This window comes from Bacillus carboniphilus (assembly GCF_020524035.2).
GTDB lineage: Bacteria > Bacillota > Bacilli > Bacillales > JAIVKR01 > Bacillus_CC.
Map to the genome: position 1 here is coordinate 537,093 of NZ_CP129013.1, position 17,866 is coordinate 554,958.

The window sequence follows — 17,866 nt, forward strand, 5'->3', positions numbered from 1 at the left end:
TGTTTTAATCTATATTCCCATCAATGAATTCATGTTCTGGGAGAAGTTCTGACAATAACACAGGTGTTGCCTTTTTTTTGTATTTTGGCAAGAACTGTTTTAAAACAGAAACCATGACGGGTCCAGAAATACCAACATGACCAATAGCGACCAAATCCTTCTCTGTTTGTAATCGTTTCTCTAATAGATTCGCTTGTTTCGTAATGTGGCTCTTTGTATATAAATGATCAAAGAATAGCTTATTTTCCAAGTAAGGAACCCCTAGTTCCGAGGCAACTTCTGAAATAACAGATTTGCTTGTTGTTTTGCTATCTAAATAATAGAGACCATTTTTTTTACATTCTTCCAAAACGATTCTCATAACACGCTTATTAGCTGTTGCTTTCGATCCCATATGATGATTCATCCCAACTGCATGTGGAACTTGATCGATGGCTTTTCTCACACGGGATCTTATTTCTTGGTCACTTAAACTTGTTGTAATCGCCCCAGGACCTAACCAGCTAACTTTCCCTGAATTGGGTTCCATTGGCATATGAATAATCACTTCATGACCGTACCGATGAGCTGTTTTAGCATCTTTAAGAGTAGAGGGCATAAATGGCATGATGGCGACTGTTAATGATACTGGTAACTTCAGCATTTCCTCAGTCCCTTTCATGTTATTTCCTAAATCATCAATCACAATGGCAAATTCTTTTTTTTGTTCCTCTGCGAAGATTGGACTTGAATAAAAAAAATGTAGGCAAAAACAAACGATTAAAATTCGTAGCAACAAGTTTATTTCCCTTCTTTCAATAGAATGAAAAGATGAATGTTGTTTTTATGTTGTCCAATTTGTCCAAATTATTGTATTAGAGGTTGTTCAAAAAGTCCTAAAAAAATGTCGGTTGAATAACTTTGTTGGTTTGCTTTTCCGACACTCCGACGCCAGGATTGGCTAGCACGGGCATTGTCCCTAAGATGGGGACGTTCTTAGCCCGTGAACCATACTGTACGTACACTGTGAGTGCTCAAAGCTACACCGCCTCGTTCTCCAGCGTCCTTTTTTCCCTACTTTTTGAACACGCACTATTAGAAAATAGGTAATGCCAAAAAACGTTCATAAAAATTTGTCTAGTTTTGCGATTGTATTTACAATATCAAAAAAACTTGTAATAATTCACAAGTATAGAAATCAGTTTTGTAAAAGAAAAGCGGAAGCGCCCGTTTAACGACGAAGGGGCTTGAGAACTTCGTATGAGATAAAGGAAACACGAAAAGCCGTAGGCTTCGATGTTGACTTATCATAAGGAGAAGAGCGAAAACTTACGAGTCGTTGGGAGCTGGAGCTAGACAAAAAGAAAAGCGGAAGCGCTTTGAACAGCAAGTAATATTGGGGAATTATTTAGAAAAAGTTGAACATCTTTTAGAAAAGGGGTTGCGTTATGGATCATAACGACAATGTTCAATTAGAAATTTTAATGAAGCGAGAGGAACTATTTAAGATAGCTGAAAGAAAGGGATTAACAAATGAGAAGACAGTGAAATGCTCTCAAGAATTAGACGAAATATTAAATAAATGTCAATTTCAGAATTTTACGCAGTTTAGTATGTTGTAAAGATTGTATAAATATTAACAATCTAAACAAGAATTCAATCCTCTTTTGATAGCCTTTTTATTTTGTAAATATGATATAGTATATAAGTCTAGAAATGTATCTGTATCTATTTATGGGAACTATAGGAGGATTATCCATGAAAGAAGTCATTTTAGTCATTGCTGATATTGTTAATCAGCTTCATGATGTGATTATTGAATTAAGTCAGCTATTAGGGTTGAATCTTACAGATAAAGAGCTACACTTTTGGGTAATTGGTCTAGTAGGTTTATTTCTTTTTGCACCCACGCAATATGTTTTTAAGAAACTAGCAAAATTAAGTATTACATCTATATCGTTCATTTACACATTCACGATACTGGTTGTAATTGTGTTTGCAATTGAAATTCAACAAAAAATAATGGACTCTGGAAATATGGAGTTTGACGATGCTGTTTTAGGCTTATGGGGATTTATTGTTATGTTTTTTGTTTGTTATTTCTTCGTTTTAATGACAAGAGGTGTGAAGAGATTTATTTTAAAACAAAAAAGAGGACGTCCTTCAAAAAAGAACGGTTCATCTAGAATGTCTAAACATAAAACAATGTGAGGAGAATTATTCCTCACATTGTTGGTAATGAAACAGTTACCGTTGTACCTTTATTTTCTTCACTTTCAATAAAGATGCTCCCATCATATAGTTGAACAATTCGTTTGCATACTACTAATCCAAGTCCGTTTCCTTTTTCTTTTAAAGTGAAAAAGGGTTTGAATAATTGACTTATCTGCTCCTCTGAAATCCCTTTCCCATTGTCAATTACTTTGATTTCAATATGTTTATCTGTCTTTCTAGTTAAAACTTTTACTTTTCCGCCTTCTGAAATAGCGTCTAGGGAATTTTTAACGAGGTTTAAAATTACTTGTTTAATATGTGCCTTTGTACAATAAATAGGGAGTTCGTCTGCAAATGAATGCTCAATATCGAGTTTAACATTGTACATATTGGCTTCTGAATGAAGGATAGGAGCTATTTCATCGATCATTTGTTTTAGGTCATGTTTCATATGCTGATGCACCGTAGGCTTTCCCAACATTAAAAATTCACTAACAATTTCATTAATTCTTTCTATTTCTTCATCGATAATTTTAAAATACTGCTGATCTTCATCTTTTTTGTATTTTTCCTTTAAAAGGTGAAGAAACCCTTTAATTCCCGTTAATGGATTCCTTATTTCATGAGCTGTGCTCGCTGCTAAAGTACCAATTAACTCTAGTTTTTGTGCTTCATTTTCAGCTTGCTCTTTTTTGGCTCTTCTTTTTAAACTGATATAATGGAAAAAAACATAAAAAATATTGAGCAAAAGAAAAGTTAAGAAGCTGTATAAAATGGTGCTACCGATAAAGTCTTTAATAGGAACTATTTTTGGATAAGCTTCCATTTTCCAAGAAAGGTAGTCTACAGTCTCTGATACAGGGTCTAAATATTGTTCTTTACTTCCGATCTCTCTAGTTTTGAATATTTCATCACCCTTTTCCGCACTTTTTGCGATAATAGGGTATTCTGGATGTAAAATCAAAATCTTGTTTTTTAAATAGTCCACTCGAATTGTCGCAACTAAGATGTTTTCTACGTTGTTATCATCATCTAAAATAGGAGTAGCTAATGCAACGATATGTCTATCTGTCATAGGCCCTTGAAAAGCTTCTGATATGGATGTGCTTTTTGTCTCTTTAGCCTCAATAAAGTAATCACGATGAGCAATATTTCTTTTCCTTTTTACAATAGTTTCATCGCTATGATGAATAAAGTCCCCTTCTAGGTTGACAATATAAAAGCCAGAAAGTAGTTTATTATCTTGTTTTAAAACGTCCTGTAGATATGGTTCAATGTTTTCACTAGCCATGTTACTTAAAAAGATGCTCATTGTTTCAATTTTTGTTATTGTTTTATAAACAAATTGTTCGGTATCTTTTTTGTTTGTTTCAAGCCACATAGAGGCATTGTTTCGAGCGGAATCAGTAGCTGAATCCTTTTGATAATCAACTATCATTGTTGATAATATTAAGGCAGGAATAATAACGAATAATATATAAATAAAAAAACTATTTCTTACTAGATTTCTAAACATATGGATTCCTTTCATACCTGTAAATAGTGCTGTTAGTATTATAGCATAAGTCAACATACGTGAAATAGATTATTCTCTATTGTAAGTACTCTAGTAAAGAATAGATAGAATAATAATAGAGTGGGAAGGCTAGTTGAATCGTTAATCCCGTTTTGATAATGAAAATGTAATAACTTTTACTTTCTGTAATAGAGATCAATAAAAGACCAAAACCAATAATAAAATAGTTGAATACAAAGGCAAGAGAAAAGGTAAAATGTTCAGATGAATAAATAAATCCTAGCCCACTTCCAGCGTACAATAAGCATAAGAATGAAAGATAATGATAGTATAAGGAACCTCTGTCCATGGAATCACCTCTATAAAGAATATGATGGGTAGAAATAAGATATTCATAGTCTACCTTCAAATAGAAAGGAGAGTTTTGATGGATCGAATCGCAATTATTTCCGACATCCATGGTAATTTACCTGCTTTAACAAGTGTACTCAATGATATACGAGCAAAAGATATCGAGACAATCTATTGCTTAGGAGATATAGTTGGAAAAGGGCCAAATCCAAAACAAGCGATAAAAGAAGTGCAAAAAAATGCTTCGAAAATTGTTCAAGGAAATTGGGATGACATGATGACAATGGATATTGAAGATACAGCTATTAAATGGCAACAATCACAACTTTCTATAGAAGAAAGACAATGGTTGAAAAGTTTACCATTTTCAATTGAGCTATGGATCAGTGGGAACTTGATGCGTCTGTTTCACGCTTCTCCCTTTAGTGTGCATAAGAGAATACAACCTTGGGATTCAATAGAAAAAAGATTATCAATGTTTAATCAAACAGACAAAACGGTTAATCATTTTGGGGTTCCAAATGTAATTGGATATGGTGACGTTCATAATGCATATTTACAAAACTTTTCTCATAAGTCATTATTTAATGTAGGGAGCGTTGGAAACCCTCTTGAAATCCCTCAAGCATCCTATTGTATTGTAGAGGGAGCATACCAATCTAGGAAGAATGATTCTTTTTCAATACAATTCATTCGTGTTCCTTATCCAATAGAGGAAACGATCCAATTAACAAAGGCATCAGACATGCCGGAAAAAGAAAAAGAGGCTTTTATTAAAGAGTTGAAGACTGCAAAGTATCGAGGATTAAAATGATTTTACAAAGGGTATGGTGGAGAAGACATGAAGCGAAACTATATATTGTTAGGGATATTTTTAATTCTTATCGGGGGTATTTTTTTTAGCTGATGGTTGGGGATGGATCGATCGTTTTTGGATTTTCTCTTGGCCAGTTATTGTGCTCTTAATAGGAGTGGTATTTCATCTAGCCTATTTTTTTTCTTCAAAGGAACAAAGAAATGCGGGTTTACTTGTTCCAGGTGGAATCTTAACTTCCATCGGATTCATTCTTTTATTTGAAGAATGGAGCCATTGGTCATACGCAGCGGTAACTGAACCGTTATATATATTTGCTGTTGTGATTGGTTTATTTGAGTTGTGGTTTTTTGGTGAACGAAATAAAGGACTATTAGTCCCGATATTTATTTTAAGTTTAATAGGATTTTATTTGTTTTTTTCTGCATTTTTTACACTTGGTGAAGAGCAAATATGGCCTGTCATATTGATTATTATTGGAATTTTTGTCTTTTTCAAAGGATTGAAGAAAAATTCACATAAAACAACGAAAGAAAAGAAGAATACTTATTGAATGACCTATTTAAGAAAAGCGCAAGCGCCCGTCTAGCAACGAAGGTGAAAAGGAACGTCAACTAAGTACAGTCACGTCCTGTGACTAACGTTGACGCTAGAACCTCCTGTTCATCGCCGTATGAGATAAAGGAAACACGAAAAGCCCTAAAGCAGAGGATCTACTAACTACTGCCACGTCCTGTGGCAACGTAGATCCACCTCCATCCTGGAGGCGTCTCCGTTGACTTATGGAACATCATCTACACAAAGGATCATCAACTAAGTTCAGCCACATCCTGTGACTAACGTTGACGCTAGCACATCGTGTGCGTCGGAGTTGCTGGGCGCTGGAGCTAGACAACGATGAAAGCACTTTCTTATAAAAGACAAAGTTTATACATTCTTATCTTTTAAGAAAGGAGTGAAACAGGTGTCCCAATCAAAACATGAAAAAGAGCGTCAGTGGAATGTTAGAAAAGGGGCTCAACATGAGCACGGAAAAGTGAAGAGCTTTGACCAGATTGAAAAGGAAACAAGTAAGAAGCAAAAATAGTAAATATCCTCTAACAAGCTAATTCCTCTTATAAATGAGGTGTTAGCTTTTTAATTAGTGCTTTATAAATTTATTTAGGAATAATTGTTGATATTTTTCACATATTAAAACAAAATGATTGCAGTCGAAAGGAACGAAATAAAAAATGAAAGAAGCTGAAAATTACCAAGCATTTATGAGTAACTTTTCCATCAATATGGTCCATTTAAGATCTCCGTGGATCGTAGCTTGGTGGTCAGCCGCTTTCCCTGGATTTGGTCATCTTTTACTTGGTAATTATGTGATAGGGTTCTTTTTGATGATATGGGAATTACTAGTTAACAACTTATCCCATTTAAACACGGCCATTACGCTTAGTTTAATTGGTGACTTCGAGAAGGCAAAAGCAATATTAAGTATAGAATGGATGTGGCTTTACGTTACGGTTTACGTTTTTACTATTTGGGATAGTTATCAAAAAACCATTCAATATAATCAGCATTATTCGTTGGTTCAAAAGGGGACCATAAAAGTCAGCACGGATTCGGCTTTAACTCTCAACCTTTTAGAAAAAAGAAAACCGATTATGTCAATTATTTGGTCATTGTTTACACCTGGATTAGGAAATTTTTACTTAAATAGAATTCCTGCTACAATAATAGGAATTGTTTTATGGGTTTCAGTTGGATATTATTCAAATCTATTTGAAGGCTTATACTATACTATGACTGGAAATTTCAAAGAAGTGACAAAGGTATTGGATGCACAGTGGATTTTGTTTGTGCCATCCATTTATATTTTTAGTGTGTATGATGCTTATATTCACTGTATTGAATATAATAAACTATTCGATCAAGCTCAAAAAAATAAACTAATGGAATCGTATCATTGCCCTACATTTAAAATGCCACTTAAGAGGGTTTAACCAATGTACATTCTTTCACTTTTTCCGTATTCAACCTCATTGGAAATTGCCCTTGCCGAACTCGAAGAAATAGGGATACATAACGATCAGGTGTTAGTTGTTCCATTACATAATAAAAAAGCTAGAATGGTTACGTTTGATTCTATTCATTATTCAGATGGTGTTAGTCATGTAGACCTTGCTTCGGTTCTTGGAACGGTTGGAATGATCTTAGGGACGATTTATGGTTTTGTTCTATCTCTTGGTCCTATTATAGGGGGAACAATAGGGTTAGCAAGTGGACTTTTTCTAGGCTATAGTATTAGTGTATTTTTGATGAAAAGAAAAGTATCTTTATTTAATCGTATTCAAGGGTGTGATGTCATCGTGATGGTTTCATTTGAAGAGAGTAAGCAGAAGAAAGTAGAAAAAATACTACTTAAAAATCATGCTCAAAAGATTGGCTATTATTATGAAACACAAGGTTGTGAATAACCTGTAAAAATAAAAAGATTGGCAAGAAAACTCGAAAATGATATAGTAAGAAACGTGAAACGTCAGACAACATAATGATTCCCGACTTTTCGGGAGAGGTTCTAGCGAAACCCTCTATAAAAAACTAGGTATACTTCTTATTTCGCTAGACACCTCATATAGGTGTCTTTTTTGTGTCTTAAATGGATAACTTTTATATATTGAAAGAAGGAATTAGTATTATGAGTAATTTCCAATCAAAAGCAATTGTTGTCTTCAGCGGAGGGCAAGATAGTACAACATGTTTGTTTTGGGCGAAAAAGATGTTTGATGAAGTTGAAGCTGTGACATTTAATTATCAACAACGTCATAGCCTTGAAATTGATGTAGCGAAAAAAATTGCTAAAGAACTGGACATAAAACATCACCTCCTTGATATGTCTTTGTTAAACCAACTTGCCCCTACTGCATTAACGCGGGAAAATATTGATATAGAGTTAAAGGAAGGGGGGCTGCCTTCCACATTTGTTCCAGGAAGAAACTTATTGTTTTTAACCTTTGCTTCTGTTTTAGCAAAGCAATTAAATGCCAAACATATTGTTACGGGTGTTTGTGAAACAGACTTTAGCGGTTATCCGGATTGTCGAGATGTTTTTATAAAGTCAGCTAATGTGACTATTAATTTAGCACTGGATGAGGAAATGGTCATTCATACGCCATTGATGTGGCTTAATAAAATGGAAACATGGAAGCTTGCTGACGAATTAAATGGATTTGATTTTATTAAAAATAAGACGTTAACGTGCTATAACGGAATTCTTGCTGAGGGTTGTGGAGTTTGCCCAGCTTGTGAGCTCAGAAAAAAAAGGCCTAGACGACTATTTGAAAGTTAGGAAAGGAAAATAATTATGCTTCAACAGTTTTATCCACAAGTACATCATTCTTATCAATATGAATTAAATAAAGATATGCAATTTGCTGCTGCTCATTTCGTTCCAAACGAAAAAGCAGGAAAATGTAAAAACGTGCACGGTCATACTTATTTTGTTAACGTTACGATTGCTGGGGACGAGCTCGATGATTGTGGTTTTTTAGTTGATTTCTCTTTAATAAAAAAAATGGTACATGATGAATTCGATCATTCACTATTAAATTGATTATCATAGCTTTAGTCAAATTAATCCAAATGATTATCCCACAACAGAAGTTGTTGCAAGAAAAATATATGAAATGATTCAAGGGAATTTAGATCAATTACAGAATTATCCTCATTGTCTTCAAGTACTGGTAAGGGAAACACCTACTAGTTATGTTGTTTATCGCCCTAAAAAGGTGGGGGAAAATGAGTAAAAACAAGATTCCTGTTTTAGAGATTTTTGGTCCAACCATACAAGGAGAAGGGATGGTCGTTGGACAAAAAACAATGTTTGTGCGAACCGCTGGATGCGACTACTCATGCTCTTGGTGTGATTCTGCATTCACATGGGATGGATCAGCTAAAAATGATATTAAAAGGATGGACCCTTCTGAAATAGTGGAAAGGCTTATTGAAATAGGAGGAAAGAATTTTACCCACGTAACCATTTCAGGAGGGAATCCAGCTCTTCTCTCTCAATTAGATTTGTTAATAGATCTACTCCATCAAAATGATTTGCAAGTAGCTGTAGAAACACAAGGAACGAAATATCAAGAATGGTTTTTGAAAATTGACCAATTAACGATATCACCTAAACCCCCTAGTTCAAACATGGAAACAAACTATGAAAAACTAGACATTATTATAGAAAAGTTAATAAAAAAAAATAGGCTATTATCGACCAGTTTAAAAGTTGTTATTTTTAATCAAGAAGATTTACAGTATGCAACAATGATCCATGAGCGATATCCAACTGTCCCCTTTTATTTGCAAGTTGGAAATCCAATTATAATTGAGGAAGATAGGGAACTACTTGTCTCAAAATTGTTAGTGAAGTATGAGTGGTTAATTAATGAAGTTTTATCAAACCCAAAGTTAAATAACGCAAAGGTTCTTCCTCAACTTCATACACTTGTGTGGGGAAATAAGCGAGGAGTGTAAAATGAATAGTTTTGCGTGAAATTCATGTATTGGAGTTGAAATGAAGTGTCAGGACGAAAAGAACGAGAACTAAATGGGGTTACTTTATTAGGTAATCAAGGAACTGAGTATCCTACAGATTACTCTTCTAATATATTGGAAGCATTTGATAACAAGCATAGAGCTAGGGATTATTTTGTTAAATTTAATTGTCCTGAATTTACAAGTCTATGTCCGAAAACAGGTCAACCGGATTTTGCAACCATTTATATTAGTTATATTCCTGATGAAAAGATGGTTGAAAGTAAGTCCTTAAAGTTATATTTGTTTAGTTTTCGAAATCATGGAGATTTTCATGAGGATTGCATGAATATTATCATGAACGATTTAATCGAATTGATGAATCCTCGCTATATTGAGGTTTGGGGAAAGTTTACTCCAAGAGGTGGAATTTCGATCGATCCATACGTTAATTACGGAATACCTGGAACAAAATATGAAAAGATGGCTGAACATCGTTTGTTGAATCATGATTTATATCCAGAGAAAATCGATAATCGTTAATAAAAAGTATTACTTTTGTAGCCGTCCATGAACGAAAGTTGTTCATAGACGGCTTATTTTTACAGAGTAAGAAAGTATAAAAATCTGTCCTTATTCGGATGGTGCTTTTCTTATTGTCTAGCTCCAGCGCCTAGCCAGGAGACGCCTCAGGAGGGAGGTGGATCTACGTTTGCCACAGGACGTGGCTGTTTTTAGTAGATCTTCCGCTTTCAGGCTTTTCGTGTTTCCTTTATCTCATGCGGCGATGAACAGGAGGTTCTAGCGTCAACGTTAGTCACAGGACGTGACTGTACTTAGTTGACGTTCCTTTGCATCTGCGTCGCTAGAGGGGCGCCCTAAGCTTTTCTTATTCCGAAATGATTTTGTAGTTTTTATGATTCACTACTGTTTTTCTTTCTAGTTCTAATTCTTGAAAGTTTTCCATGTAAGTTAAATCGACAATGACGGAGTTTTCATTTACTTTTTCAACAATTCCTTTGTATCCACCTTTAAATTCGATTACATTACCAACTTCAGCAATTTTCATATCAAATATCTCCTTTAAAACCTTTATGTCTTTTCTTTGCGTAGCCATACTGCTTTCGCTTTTCTTCTTATTCTGCCGTATTTTTACCAAAATGTAAAGTGTATTGCTGAGTATTGCCGTATGGTTAAGAAAGTGTTCTTAGTTTCATTAAGGCACGTTTTCTCCAACTTTTTACGGCAGCTTCTGTCGTATTTAATAATTTGGCAATATCTTTAGGTCCTTTTCCTTCTAACACATAAAAATGAAGCCACAAATACTGATTCTCTGTTAAAAGAGGCTTCACGGAGCATAAATAATTTTCAAGCTCAACCATGTAGGTATCATACATGGTTACTTCATTTACAACCGTTTGCTGAGAACATTCTACCTGCATCTTATTTTGTCTAGTCAATTCATTTAGAAGTTCCCCTTTTATCGTTTTATATGCAAAGCTTGAAAACTTTCCTTTACGTTCATCAAATCTATTATAAGCTTTCCATAAAGCAATATAGCCTATCTGTATATAATCCTCTCTATTTTTGTATATATTTAACTCATTCACAATTGATAGGACAAGAGGAAAATTGAGATCGTATACCTTATCGAAATCTTTCAACTTCGTTTCCTTTCCAAAAGCATGCTTTCTTAGTAATTCCGCGGTATTTAAACTATATATGTAAAAAAACATAGGGTAAAAAAGGAAAGTAAGCCATTCCTGTCACATTTCAAGGGAAAAATACCCATGTTTATTAATAATACTTTTCAATTCTATTACTCAAATATTTCTAAAAACAACTATTCTATTACAATTAAAGAAATTATACGCAAATGGAAAGAGAGGAAAAAATATAGTAGTGAGAGAGTGCTAGATACTTGTTACAGTGGTATTAGGTTAGATAAAAGGAGGACATCAAAAATGAAAAATTGCTTAAAAGTTGTCGGAGCTCTATGTTTTGGTTTTGTCGCTGCCAGCTTGTTTCCTAATTCTACTGAAGCAGCTCAGACCCACACAATTGAAGAAGGGGACACACTTTATCAATTAGGAATTCAATATGGTGTTCCTACTAATGATATTATTGAAGAAAACAACTTAACTAGTGATGTAATTTATATTGGTGATACTCTAGTAATCCCTGGTTCTATTATTTCTCAAAGTGAGAAACAGCTACTGGCTCAACTAATTCATGCTGAAGCCGAAAGTGAACCGTATGCAGGAAAGGTTGCGGTTGGGACAGTAGTATTAAACCGAGTAGACAGTTCTGAGTTCCCAAATTCGATTTCAGATGTAATCTATGATAAATCTTATGGTTACTATGCATTTTCACCTGTAGAAAATGGTCGTATTAATAACTCACCAAATAGTGATTCCGTAAAAGCAGCAGAGGAAGCAATCTCATTCCGTGGACAAGGAAGTGGCTCACTATACTTCTATAATCCAGATACGGCTACGAATAATTGGATTGCAAATAATAAGCAACAAACAATTAAAATTGGAAGCCATGTTTTTGCTAAATAAGAAATAAAAAAGACCCTGTGAATGATATCTCAGGGTCTTTTTTATTTCTTAGGAAAGGTTTGTCCTTTTTTCTCATATAGTGATATGAACACTAGAAGAGGAGAATATAGATGAAAACTTTTTTAAGAGGAACACTTCTATTAACAATAGCCGCATTTATAGGAGAATGTATTGAATTTTTTATCAACATGATTTTGGCTAGAGAGCTTCAAGAGTCAGGAATGGGCCATTACATGTCGATATTACCGATTATATATTTCTTAGCTATAATCGCTAGCTTTGAGTTACCCATTTCTATTTCAAAATATGTAGCAGAGAATAAGTCTGTCTATCATAAGCAATTCCTTACCTATTCTCTAAAAATTGCCTTCATGGTTTCTGTAATCATTAGCGGTTTAGCTATGGTTGTTTTATCTAATCTTTCCTTTATGACATTTTATCATCCTCACACGATATGGTTATTAATTGTTATGATTCCGCTTTTATCATTTTCTTCTGTGGCGAGAGGTTATTTTATGGGAACTCATCAAATGGGGAAGATTGCTTTTGCTAATGGCAGTAGAAAAGCGTTTCAATTGATTCTCTTGCTCCTTTTATTCCAAACGCTTATAAAGAATCAACAACACGCGCTATTAATGGCTTTAGCTGCCTTTGTTGTCAGTGAAGTGATGATGGTGGTTTATTTAATGGTCGCATTTTATTTACAAATGAAAGGGTTAAAACAAAAACAAAGTCATTCTCATTCGTCCTCGTTTATACAAAAACAATTGTTCAGCATCTCTATTCCAACAACTGGTTTGCGTTTGTTTCATTCATTTACACATGTGCTACAACCGTTTCTTATTAAAATATCATTAGTGAATGCTGGTTATACGAAGATAGCTGCTAATGAACATTTCGGGTTATTAAGTGGTGTAGCCATATCTATAGGCTTTTTTCCTGCTTTTATCGCTCATTCTTTGTTAGTCGCCTTAATTCCTTCAGTCTCAGAAGCTAAAGCTAAAAATGATCAAGTGATGCTAATCAATTTGTTAAGAAGAGTTTGTGTCATCACGCTAGGGTATGGGATTCCGGCTATCTTCATCATTTATTGGTTTGCTGAACCTTTAACTTATTTATTCTTTGACTCTACCTCCGCCGTTCAATATTTAATTCTTTTACTTCCCTATTTCTTTTTTCATTACTTAGTGGTTCCTTTGCAAGCTTATTTAATCGGCCTTCATTTAATAAAACCCGCTTTCATGCAAACAGTGTGGTCCCATCTCGTTATGTTTATTTTGATGTATTTATTAGGGTCTCAATCAGAATGGCATATGACAGGGGTTATTCTTTCGATGAATATAGGTGCGGTAGTACAATTTCTTCTCCATTACTTCACCATTTGTAAAAAGATTGGTTTTAGTTTTCGGAAGCACATCCTAATTAACTGAGTGAGGATGACTAAAATTAACTAAGCTAGAGTATTTATTACTGTTTTGCTTGAATTCCTCCACAAGAGACGTTCTGCGTTTAGAGATTTTCCATTACTATGTGATAACAATTGGAAAAGCGGGAACCATAAAGAAAAATAAGCTTAATTTGTAGGTGAAGAAATGTTTCTGCGTCGAAAGAAAATCAAGCTTAAAACTCAAGAGCGTTGGGAAGAGTTAACATCTTCAAAGGAACAAGAAAAAACATTACCAACAACTAGTGCCGAGGAATTAACGAAACTGTTGAAAGATGAGCTAGGCAACTACGAGGACTTTGTTTCTCGAAAGGTCGAGACCCAAGGTCAAGTCATTATGGTGTATTATCTTTCTCTTTTAGTTGAGACCGATATTGTGAATGAAGATATTCTTAGGTCCATTATTCGATCGGAAAAAGTAATAGAAGAGGTCTCTGATTTATTTAGTGTCATTACTTCTAATAAGCTGAGCGTAGAAAAAGATTATAAAAAGATTGTTTCTTCCATAAGAAAAGGATTTTCGTTTGTTTTTTTGTGATGGACAAGAAGCCGGGATGCTTGTTAATACTGCCAAAAGGGATAGTCGTTCAGTAGAAACGGCGGAAATCGAATCAACTGTTTATGGACCGAAGATCGCGTTCACCGAACATATTGATACAAACTTGAACATTATTAAACATCGTATCGATGATGATAAACTTCGAATCGATTCGCTTTCTGTGGGGGATCGAGTTCATACGGATGTGAAAATCGTTTATATTGAAGATGTGACGGATAAAAAACTTGTCGATACAATTAAAAAACGTCTCAATGACTTAACAGTGGATGATGTCTTGGATAGTTCCCTTTTAGTACAGATGATTGAAGATAACTCGTGGACCATTTTTCCTCAGTTTTTAATAACCGAGTTGCCTGACCGCTTCAGTATGTCTTTATTGAGAGGGAAAATTGGCATTTTAGTTGATAAAAGCTCGATGTCGATTATTTGTCCCTCTTCCTTCCTCAGTTTTTTTGAATCGATGGAAGACCTGTATATGCACTGGAGTATGGCAACGTTTATTCGATGGGTTAGAATTGTTTTCAATGTTTATTTCTGTCATTTTAACTCCTGCCTATGTGGCTGCCTTAACGTATCATTACGAGGTAATTCCGCAAGCGCTATTAATTTCTTTAGGACAGTCAAGAGCAAATGTCCCCTTTCCCCCCGTTTTTGAGGCGATTTTATTAGAGTTTACGATTGAACTCTTAAGGGAGTCGGGAGCAAGACTACCCACTAAGGTAGGTCAAACGTTAGGTATTGTTGGGGGGATTGTTGTTGGAACTGCTGCGGTACAAGCTGGCTTTACAAGCAACATTTTAATTATCATCATCGCACTAAGTGCTTTAGGTTCATTTACTGCACCTAGCTATATGATGGGAACAGCCATCAGGATTATCCGGTTTCCAATGATCCTTTTAGCAGGCTTTTTAGGCATCATCGGGATTATGTTTGGAGTATGTTTTTTTTATGATTCATTTGTTAAGAATTACGAGTCTGGATACCCCCTATATGGCACCTATATATCCCTTTCGATGGGAAGACTTAAAATATTCATTATTTCGTCTTCCAGAGCAACTGAATCAAAAGCGGCCAATTAGTAATCGACCATTGGATAAACAGAAAGAACAAGTGAAAAATTGATTTCATCATAGTGAGTAGGGAATCGTTATGGAAAATAAGGATCAAAACAACCTATTTAATGCACCTATGCTTATTTTTATTGTGATCTCTACGCAAGTGGGTGTTGGAGTAGCCGGTTTTCAAAGAATTATCTTTCAGGAGGCTAAACAAGACTCTTGGATATCGATCGTAATAGCCGGAATCACCATCAATTTAATTATCTGGGTTATTGTCCGCACAGTTCAAGCATATGATGGGAAAGATTTGTTTGAAATCCATCACCATGTTTTTGGAAAGATAATTGGCCGCATTTTCAATATCATTTTTTGTATTTACTTATTGTCAGCCTACTTAGTGATCGTTTTAGACTATATTTTGATTGTGAGGGTATGGGTTTTCCCCACATTACAAAACTGGATTATTGGTCTTCTGTTGTTGTTTTTAACAATCTATGGTCTACTGGGTGGTTTGAGATTGATTGTTGGAATTGCCTTTACTGTTTTTTTTAGTACGATATGGATGCTGTTTTTGTTATTAGAACCAGTTAATTATATTGATGTCCGTAATTTATTGCCTGTTTTTGAAGCGAGTCCAAAGCAACTAATAATAGGTACTTATCGTATGACCTTAACGGTTTTAGGATTTGAAATTCTTTATTTTGTTTTACCCTATGTGAAAGAAAAAAATAAGTCTATGTGGTTCGCCCAAATTGGAGCAGTCGTAACCACCCTTATTTACATCATTGTCATGGTGATTTCCATCGCTTATTTTTCACCAAAGCAGTTAGATCGAACTGTTTGGGCTACGTTAACAATGTTTAAGATTGTTCGTTTTCCCAACTTAGAAAGGTTTGAAATTGTGGCTGTTTCTATGTGGATGATTGTAATTCTACCCAATTTATTAATTTACATGTGGTCGGCTATCAAGGGGTTAAAAAGAGTGTTTACGTTTTCGACAAGAAAGGCAATTTATTTAACGTTTCCAATCATATTTATGGGTATTTTATCTTTTACGACGACGGAAGAAATTATTATGATAACCGATAAGGTCAGTCATCTCGGGTTCGCTCTTGCATTTGTCTATCCATTATTTTTAGGAATGATTACTTTATTAAAAATAAGATATAAAGAAAAGGTTGTTAAAAAATGAAGAAAATATGTCTCCTGTTATTTATTTGCTTGCTTCTTCTAACCTCATGTTTACAAGTAAGCTATATAGAGAAAGTAGGCGTCGTTACGACTTTTGGATATGATCTGATGGAAGATGGGGAAAGGCTTAGAGGGACGGCTGTTACTTTTCAATTTGATCCCACAAGGCAAGACATATCTCAAACACTTTTTGGAATGGCGAACACAAGTAAAGGTGTTAGGGAAATGATGAATGCGAGTACAAGCTACCGTTTAGTACCAGGTCAATTACAAGTTGTTATCTTTGGTCAGCCGCTTGCAGAGGAAGGAGTATTTGAACTAGTAGATACTGAAATAAGAGATGCGAAGGTAGGTACAACAATTCATTTATCAGTGAGTGAGACCAGTGCAGAAAACATATTAACAACAAAGGTCATGGGTAGTTCAATTAATATTGGTGAATATATTAATCGACTACTCGAGCAAAATATAAAAATTGAAAATGTCATTTCTTCAACTTTACATGAATTTTTACAAAACTATTACACTGTCGGTATTGATCCTACTATGCCTATTCTGTCAACTGATAAAGAGGTTATTAAGTTTGTTGGAACCGCTCTTTTTAAAAAAGATCAATTCGTTAGTAGTATTGATTCAAGACAAAGCTTGTATTTGAAAATGTTAAAAAAGCCATTGAAATCTGGCACGATCGAAGTCGTCATTCCTAGAGAAAAACTTAAATCGATTATAACGAGTCAAGGAGAGGAAGAAGAAAATGTGAATATTACCCTTGCGAATGAAAAGAGTAAAACAAAAATAAAGGTGAAAAAACAACAAACGCCTGCATTTGAACTCCAAACATCATTAAGGGCAAGGTTAATTGAAATATCGGCTGAATTAGACGTTTCAAACCCCAAGACCATTCCAACTCTTCAAAAAGAGATTTCGAAAGCTGTTAAAAAACAATTAACTGAAACGATAAAAATTGTTCAGGAATCGAATACCGATCCTGTTGGATTTGGTATTCACTATAAAAGTGATACGCGTAATGTTAATTTAACAGAAAAAGAATGGAGAAGCCTTTATGAAGACGCTTCTTTCTCTACTTCAGTGAAGCTTGAGATAGATAGTACAGGGGTTATCGATTAATAATAAGGAGAGGAACAAAAGTGAGAAAAAAAATCTCTATCATTTTAGTGTTTTTGTTTAGTGGTTCGTTTCTCATCTTACTTGGTCAATTGAATAGTGAAGGACCAAATAATGATATCTTCCTAAGTGATCAACGCGGGAAACAAACAAATCTTTTGGAAAATAGTGGAGGGAAAAGAGTGATCAATTTGTGGACCAGTTGGTGTGAGTATTGTCAAGAAGAGCTCATGGAAATACAACATTTTGTTGAAAATAATAAGGTTTATAGTGAACAAGTATTTTCCATTAATTTAACAAAAAACGAGAAAAGTGAAAAGGTAGTGGTTGAATTTTTACAAAACAATCCAGTTTCATACCCAGTTTTATTCGATAAAAAAGGGGAAGCTGAAAAATACTTTGATGTATTTGTTATTCCAACAACCGTAATACTTGATGAGAACGGAGATATTATAAATAGAGTGGAAGGACCTGTATCAGAAGATCAACTTAAAGATTTTTTAGAGGTGGAAAACTAAATTTTTGGGCGA

General features: G+C 34.5%; 22 protein-coding genes, 3 pseudogenes and 1 riboswitch. Of the genes and pseudogenes, 20 read left to right on the forward strand and 5 right to left on the reverse strand.

Features of this window, described 5'->3' with window-relative positions:
* Positions 1–4 precede the first annotated feature (4 nt).
* Positions 5–784 carry a divergent polysaccharide deacetylase family protein gene (locus LC087_RS02725; RefSeq protein WP_371932675.1) on the reverse strand — a complete coding sequence of 260 codons (780 nt, stop codon included), beginning with the start codon at positions 782–784 and terminating at the stop codon, positions 5–7.
* Positions 785–1,427: 643 nt separating this feature from the next.
* Between LC087_RS02725 and LC087_RS02730 the strand changes: the two genes are divergently transcribed.
* Both LC087_RS02730 and LC087_RS02735 read left to right on the forward strand, forming a co-directional pair.
* Positions 1,428–1,601, forward strand: a complete 174-nt coding sequence (locus tag LC087_RS02730) for an aspartyl-phosphate phosphatase Spo0E family protein (RefSeq protein WP_226538962.1) — start codon at positions 1,428–1,430, stop codon at positions 1,599–1,601.
* A 136-nt stretch (positions 1,602–1,737) separates the two neighbouring features.
* A complete protein-coding gene (locus LC087_RS02735) occupies positions 1,738–2,190 on the forward strand; it encodes a hypothetical protein (protein ID WP_226538963.1) in 453 nt (150 codons plus the stop codon).
* Between the two features lie 13 nt (positions 2,191–2,203).
* Here the strand turns inward: LC087_RS02735 and LC087_RS02740 are convergent, their stop codons facing one another.
* Positions 2,204–3,709, reverse strand: coding sequence for an ATP-binding protein (locus LC087_RS02740; protein WP_226538964.1), 1,506 nt, complete (start codon positions 3,707–3,709; stop codon positions 2,204–2,206).
* 76 nt (positions 3,710–3,785) lie between these two features.
* On the reverse strand, positions 3,786–4,058 hold the full coding sequence (locus tag LC087_RS02745; RefSeq protein ID WP_226538965.1) for a hypothetical protein: 273 nt from the start codon (positions 4,056–4,058) through the stop codon (positions 3,786–3,788).
* 78 nt (positions 4,059–4,136) lie between these two features.
* Here LC087_RS02745 and LC087_RS02750 point away from each other — a divergent pair, with 78 nt between their 5' ends.
* The 9 genes and pseudogenes from LC087_RS02750 to queF all read left to right on the forward strand — a co-directional run bounded on the left by LC087_RS02750 (position 4,137) and on the right by queF (position 9,938).
* The gene (locus LC087_RS02750) at positions 4,137–4,874 is read left to right on the forward strand and encodes a metallophosphoesterase family protein (RefSeq protein WP_226538966.1); all 738 of its coding nucleotides are present in this window, start codon (positions 4,137–4,139) and stop codon (positions 4,872–4,874) included.
* Positions 4,875–5,031: 157 nt separating this feature from the next.
* Complete coding sequence (locus LC087_RS02755; RefSeq protein WP_306019938.1) at positions 5,032–5,427, forward strand: hypothetical protein; 396 nt, start codon at positions 5,032–5,034, stop codon at positions 5,425–5,427.
* 411 nt (positions 5,428–5,838) lie between these two features.
* Complete coding sequence (locus LC087_RS02760; protein WP_226538968.1) at positions 5,839–5,961, forward strand: DUF6254 family protein; 123 nt, start codon at positions 5,839–5,841, stop codon at positions 5,959–5,961.
* Between the two features lie 145 nt (positions 5,962–6,106).
* On the forward strand, positions 6,107–6,865 hold the full coding sequence (locus tag LC087_RS02765; RefSeq protein WP_226538969.1) for a hypothetical protein: 759 nt from the start codon (positions 6,107–6,109) through the stop codon (positions 6,863–6,865).
* A gap of 3 nt (positions 6,866–6,868) precedes the next feature.
* Positions 6,869–7,339, forward strand: coding sequence for a hypothetical protein (locus tag LC087_RS02770; protein WP_226538970.1), 471 nt, complete (start codon positions 6,869–6,871; stop codon positions 7,337–7,339).
* Positions 7,340–7,428: 89 nt separating this feature from the next.
* A riboswitch (PreQ1 riboswitch) is annotated at positions 7,429–7,473 on the forward strand.
* 87 nt (positions 7,474–7,560) lie between these two features.
* A pseudogene (gene queC / locus LC087_RS02775) lies at positions 7,561–8,224 on the forward strand (7-cyano-7-deazaguanine synthase QueC).
* 2 nt (positions 8,225–8,226) lie between these two features.
* Positions 8,227–8,668: pseudogene (queD, locus tag LC087_RS02780) on the forward strand (6-carboxytetrahydropterin synthase QueD).
* Complete coding sequence (gene queE, locus LC087_RS02785; RefSeq protein ID WP_226538973.1) at positions 8,661–9,395, forward strand: 7-carboxy-7-deazaguanine synthase QueE; 735 nt, start codon at positions 8,661–8,663, stop codon at positions 9,393–9,395. Before queD ends, queE begins: the two are co-directional and overlap by 8 nt.
* 45 nt (positions 9,396–9,440) lie before the next feature.
* The gene (queF, locus tag LC087_RS02790; RefSeq protein WP_226538974.1) at positions 9,441–9,938 is read left to right on the forward strand and encodes a preQ(1) synthase; all 498 of its coding nucleotides are present in this window, start codon (positions 9,441–9,443) and stop codon (positions 9,936–9,938) included.
* A 346-nt stretch (positions 9,939–10,284) separates the two neighbouring features.
* Here queF and LC087_RS02795 read toward each other — a convergent pair whose 3' ends face one another.
* Both LC087_RS02795 and LC087_RS02800 read right to left on the reverse strand, forming a co-directional pair.
* The gene (locus LC087_RS02795; RefSeq protein ID WP_226538975.1) at positions 10,285–10,464 is read right to left on the reverse strand and encodes a YkvS family protein; all 180 of its coding nucleotides are present in this window, start codon (positions 10,462–10,464) and stop codon (positions 10,285–10,287) included.
* Between the two features lie 124 nt (positions 10,465–10,588).
* The gene (locus LC087_RS02800; RefSeq protein ID WP_226538976.1) at positions 10,589–11,059 is read right to left on the reverse strand and encodes a sigma-70 family RNA polymerase sigma factor; all 471 of its coding nucleotides are present in this window, start codon (positions 11,057–11,059) and stop codon (positions 10,589–10,591) included.
* Between the two features lie 300 nt (positions 11,060–11,359).
* Between LC087_RS02800 and LC087_RS02805 the strand changes: the two genes are divergently transcribed.
* The 9 genes and pseudogenes from LC087_RS02805 to LC087_RS02845 all read left to right on the forward strand — a co-directional run bounded on the left by LC087_RS02805 (position 11,360) and on the right by LC087_RS02845 (position 17,854).
* Positions 11,360–11,959, forward strand: coding sequence for a cell wall hydrolase (locus LC087_RS02805; protein WP_226538977.1), 600 nt, complete (start codon positions 11,360–11,362; stop codon positions 11,957–11,959).
* A 110-nt stretch (positions 11,960–12,069) separates the two neighbouring features.
* A complete protein-coding gene (locus LC087_RS02810) occupies positions 12,070–13,389 on the forward strand; it encodes an oligosaccharide flippase family protein (RefSeq protein WP_226538978.1) in 1,320 nt (439 codons plus the stop codon).
* Between the two features lie 162 nt (positions 13,390–13,551).
* Positions 13,552–13,941, forward strand: coding sequence for a spore germination protein (locus LC087_RS02815; RefSeq protein WP_306019946.1), 390 nt, complete (start codon positions 13,552–13,554; stop codon positions 13,939–13,941).
* Positions 13,942–13,957: 16 nt separating this feature from the next.
* Entirely contained in the window at positions 13,958–14,617 is a 660-nt protein-coding gene (locus LC087_RS02820) for a spore germination protein (RefSeq protein WP_306020749.1), read from the forward strand.
* Positions 14,520–14,822 (forward strand): annotated as a pseudogene (locus LC087_RS02825) (spore germination protein); the annotation flags it as partial. The gene LC087_RS02820 and the pseudogene LC087_RS02825, both read left to right, overlap by 98 nt.
* Before the next feature lie 88 nt (positions 14,823–14,910).
* Positions 14,911–15,084, forward strand: a complete 174-nt coding sequence (locus LC087_RS02830) for a spore germination protein (RefSeq protein ID WP_306019947.1) — start codon at positions 14,911–14,913, stop codon at positions 15,082–15,084.
* A gap of 27 nt (positions 15,085–15,111) precedes the next feature.
* The gene (locus LC087_RS02835; RefSeq protein WP_226538980.1) at positions 15,112–16,212 is read left to right on the forward strand and encodes a GerAB/ArcD/ProY family transporter; all 1,101 of its coding nucleotides are present in this window, start codon (positions 15,112–15,114) and stop codon (positions 16,210–16,212) included.
* Positions 16,209–17,339 (forward strand): Ger(x)C family spore germination protein, encoded by a 1,131-nt coding sequence (locus LC087_RS02840; protein WP_226538981.1) that lies wholly within the window; start codon positions 16,209–16,211, stop codon positions 17,337–17,339. Before LC087_RS02835 ends, LC087_RS02840 begins: the two co-directional genes overlap by 4 nt.
* Before the next feature lie 20 nt (positions 17,340–17,359).
* The gene (locus LC087_RS02845) at positions 17,360–17,854 is read left to right on the forward strand and encodes a TlpA family protein disulfide reductase (protein ID WP_226538982.1); all 495 of its coding nucleotides are present in this window, start codon (positions 17,360–17,362) and stop codon (positions 17,852–17,854) included.
* Positions 17,855–17,866 lie beyond the last annotated feature (12 nt).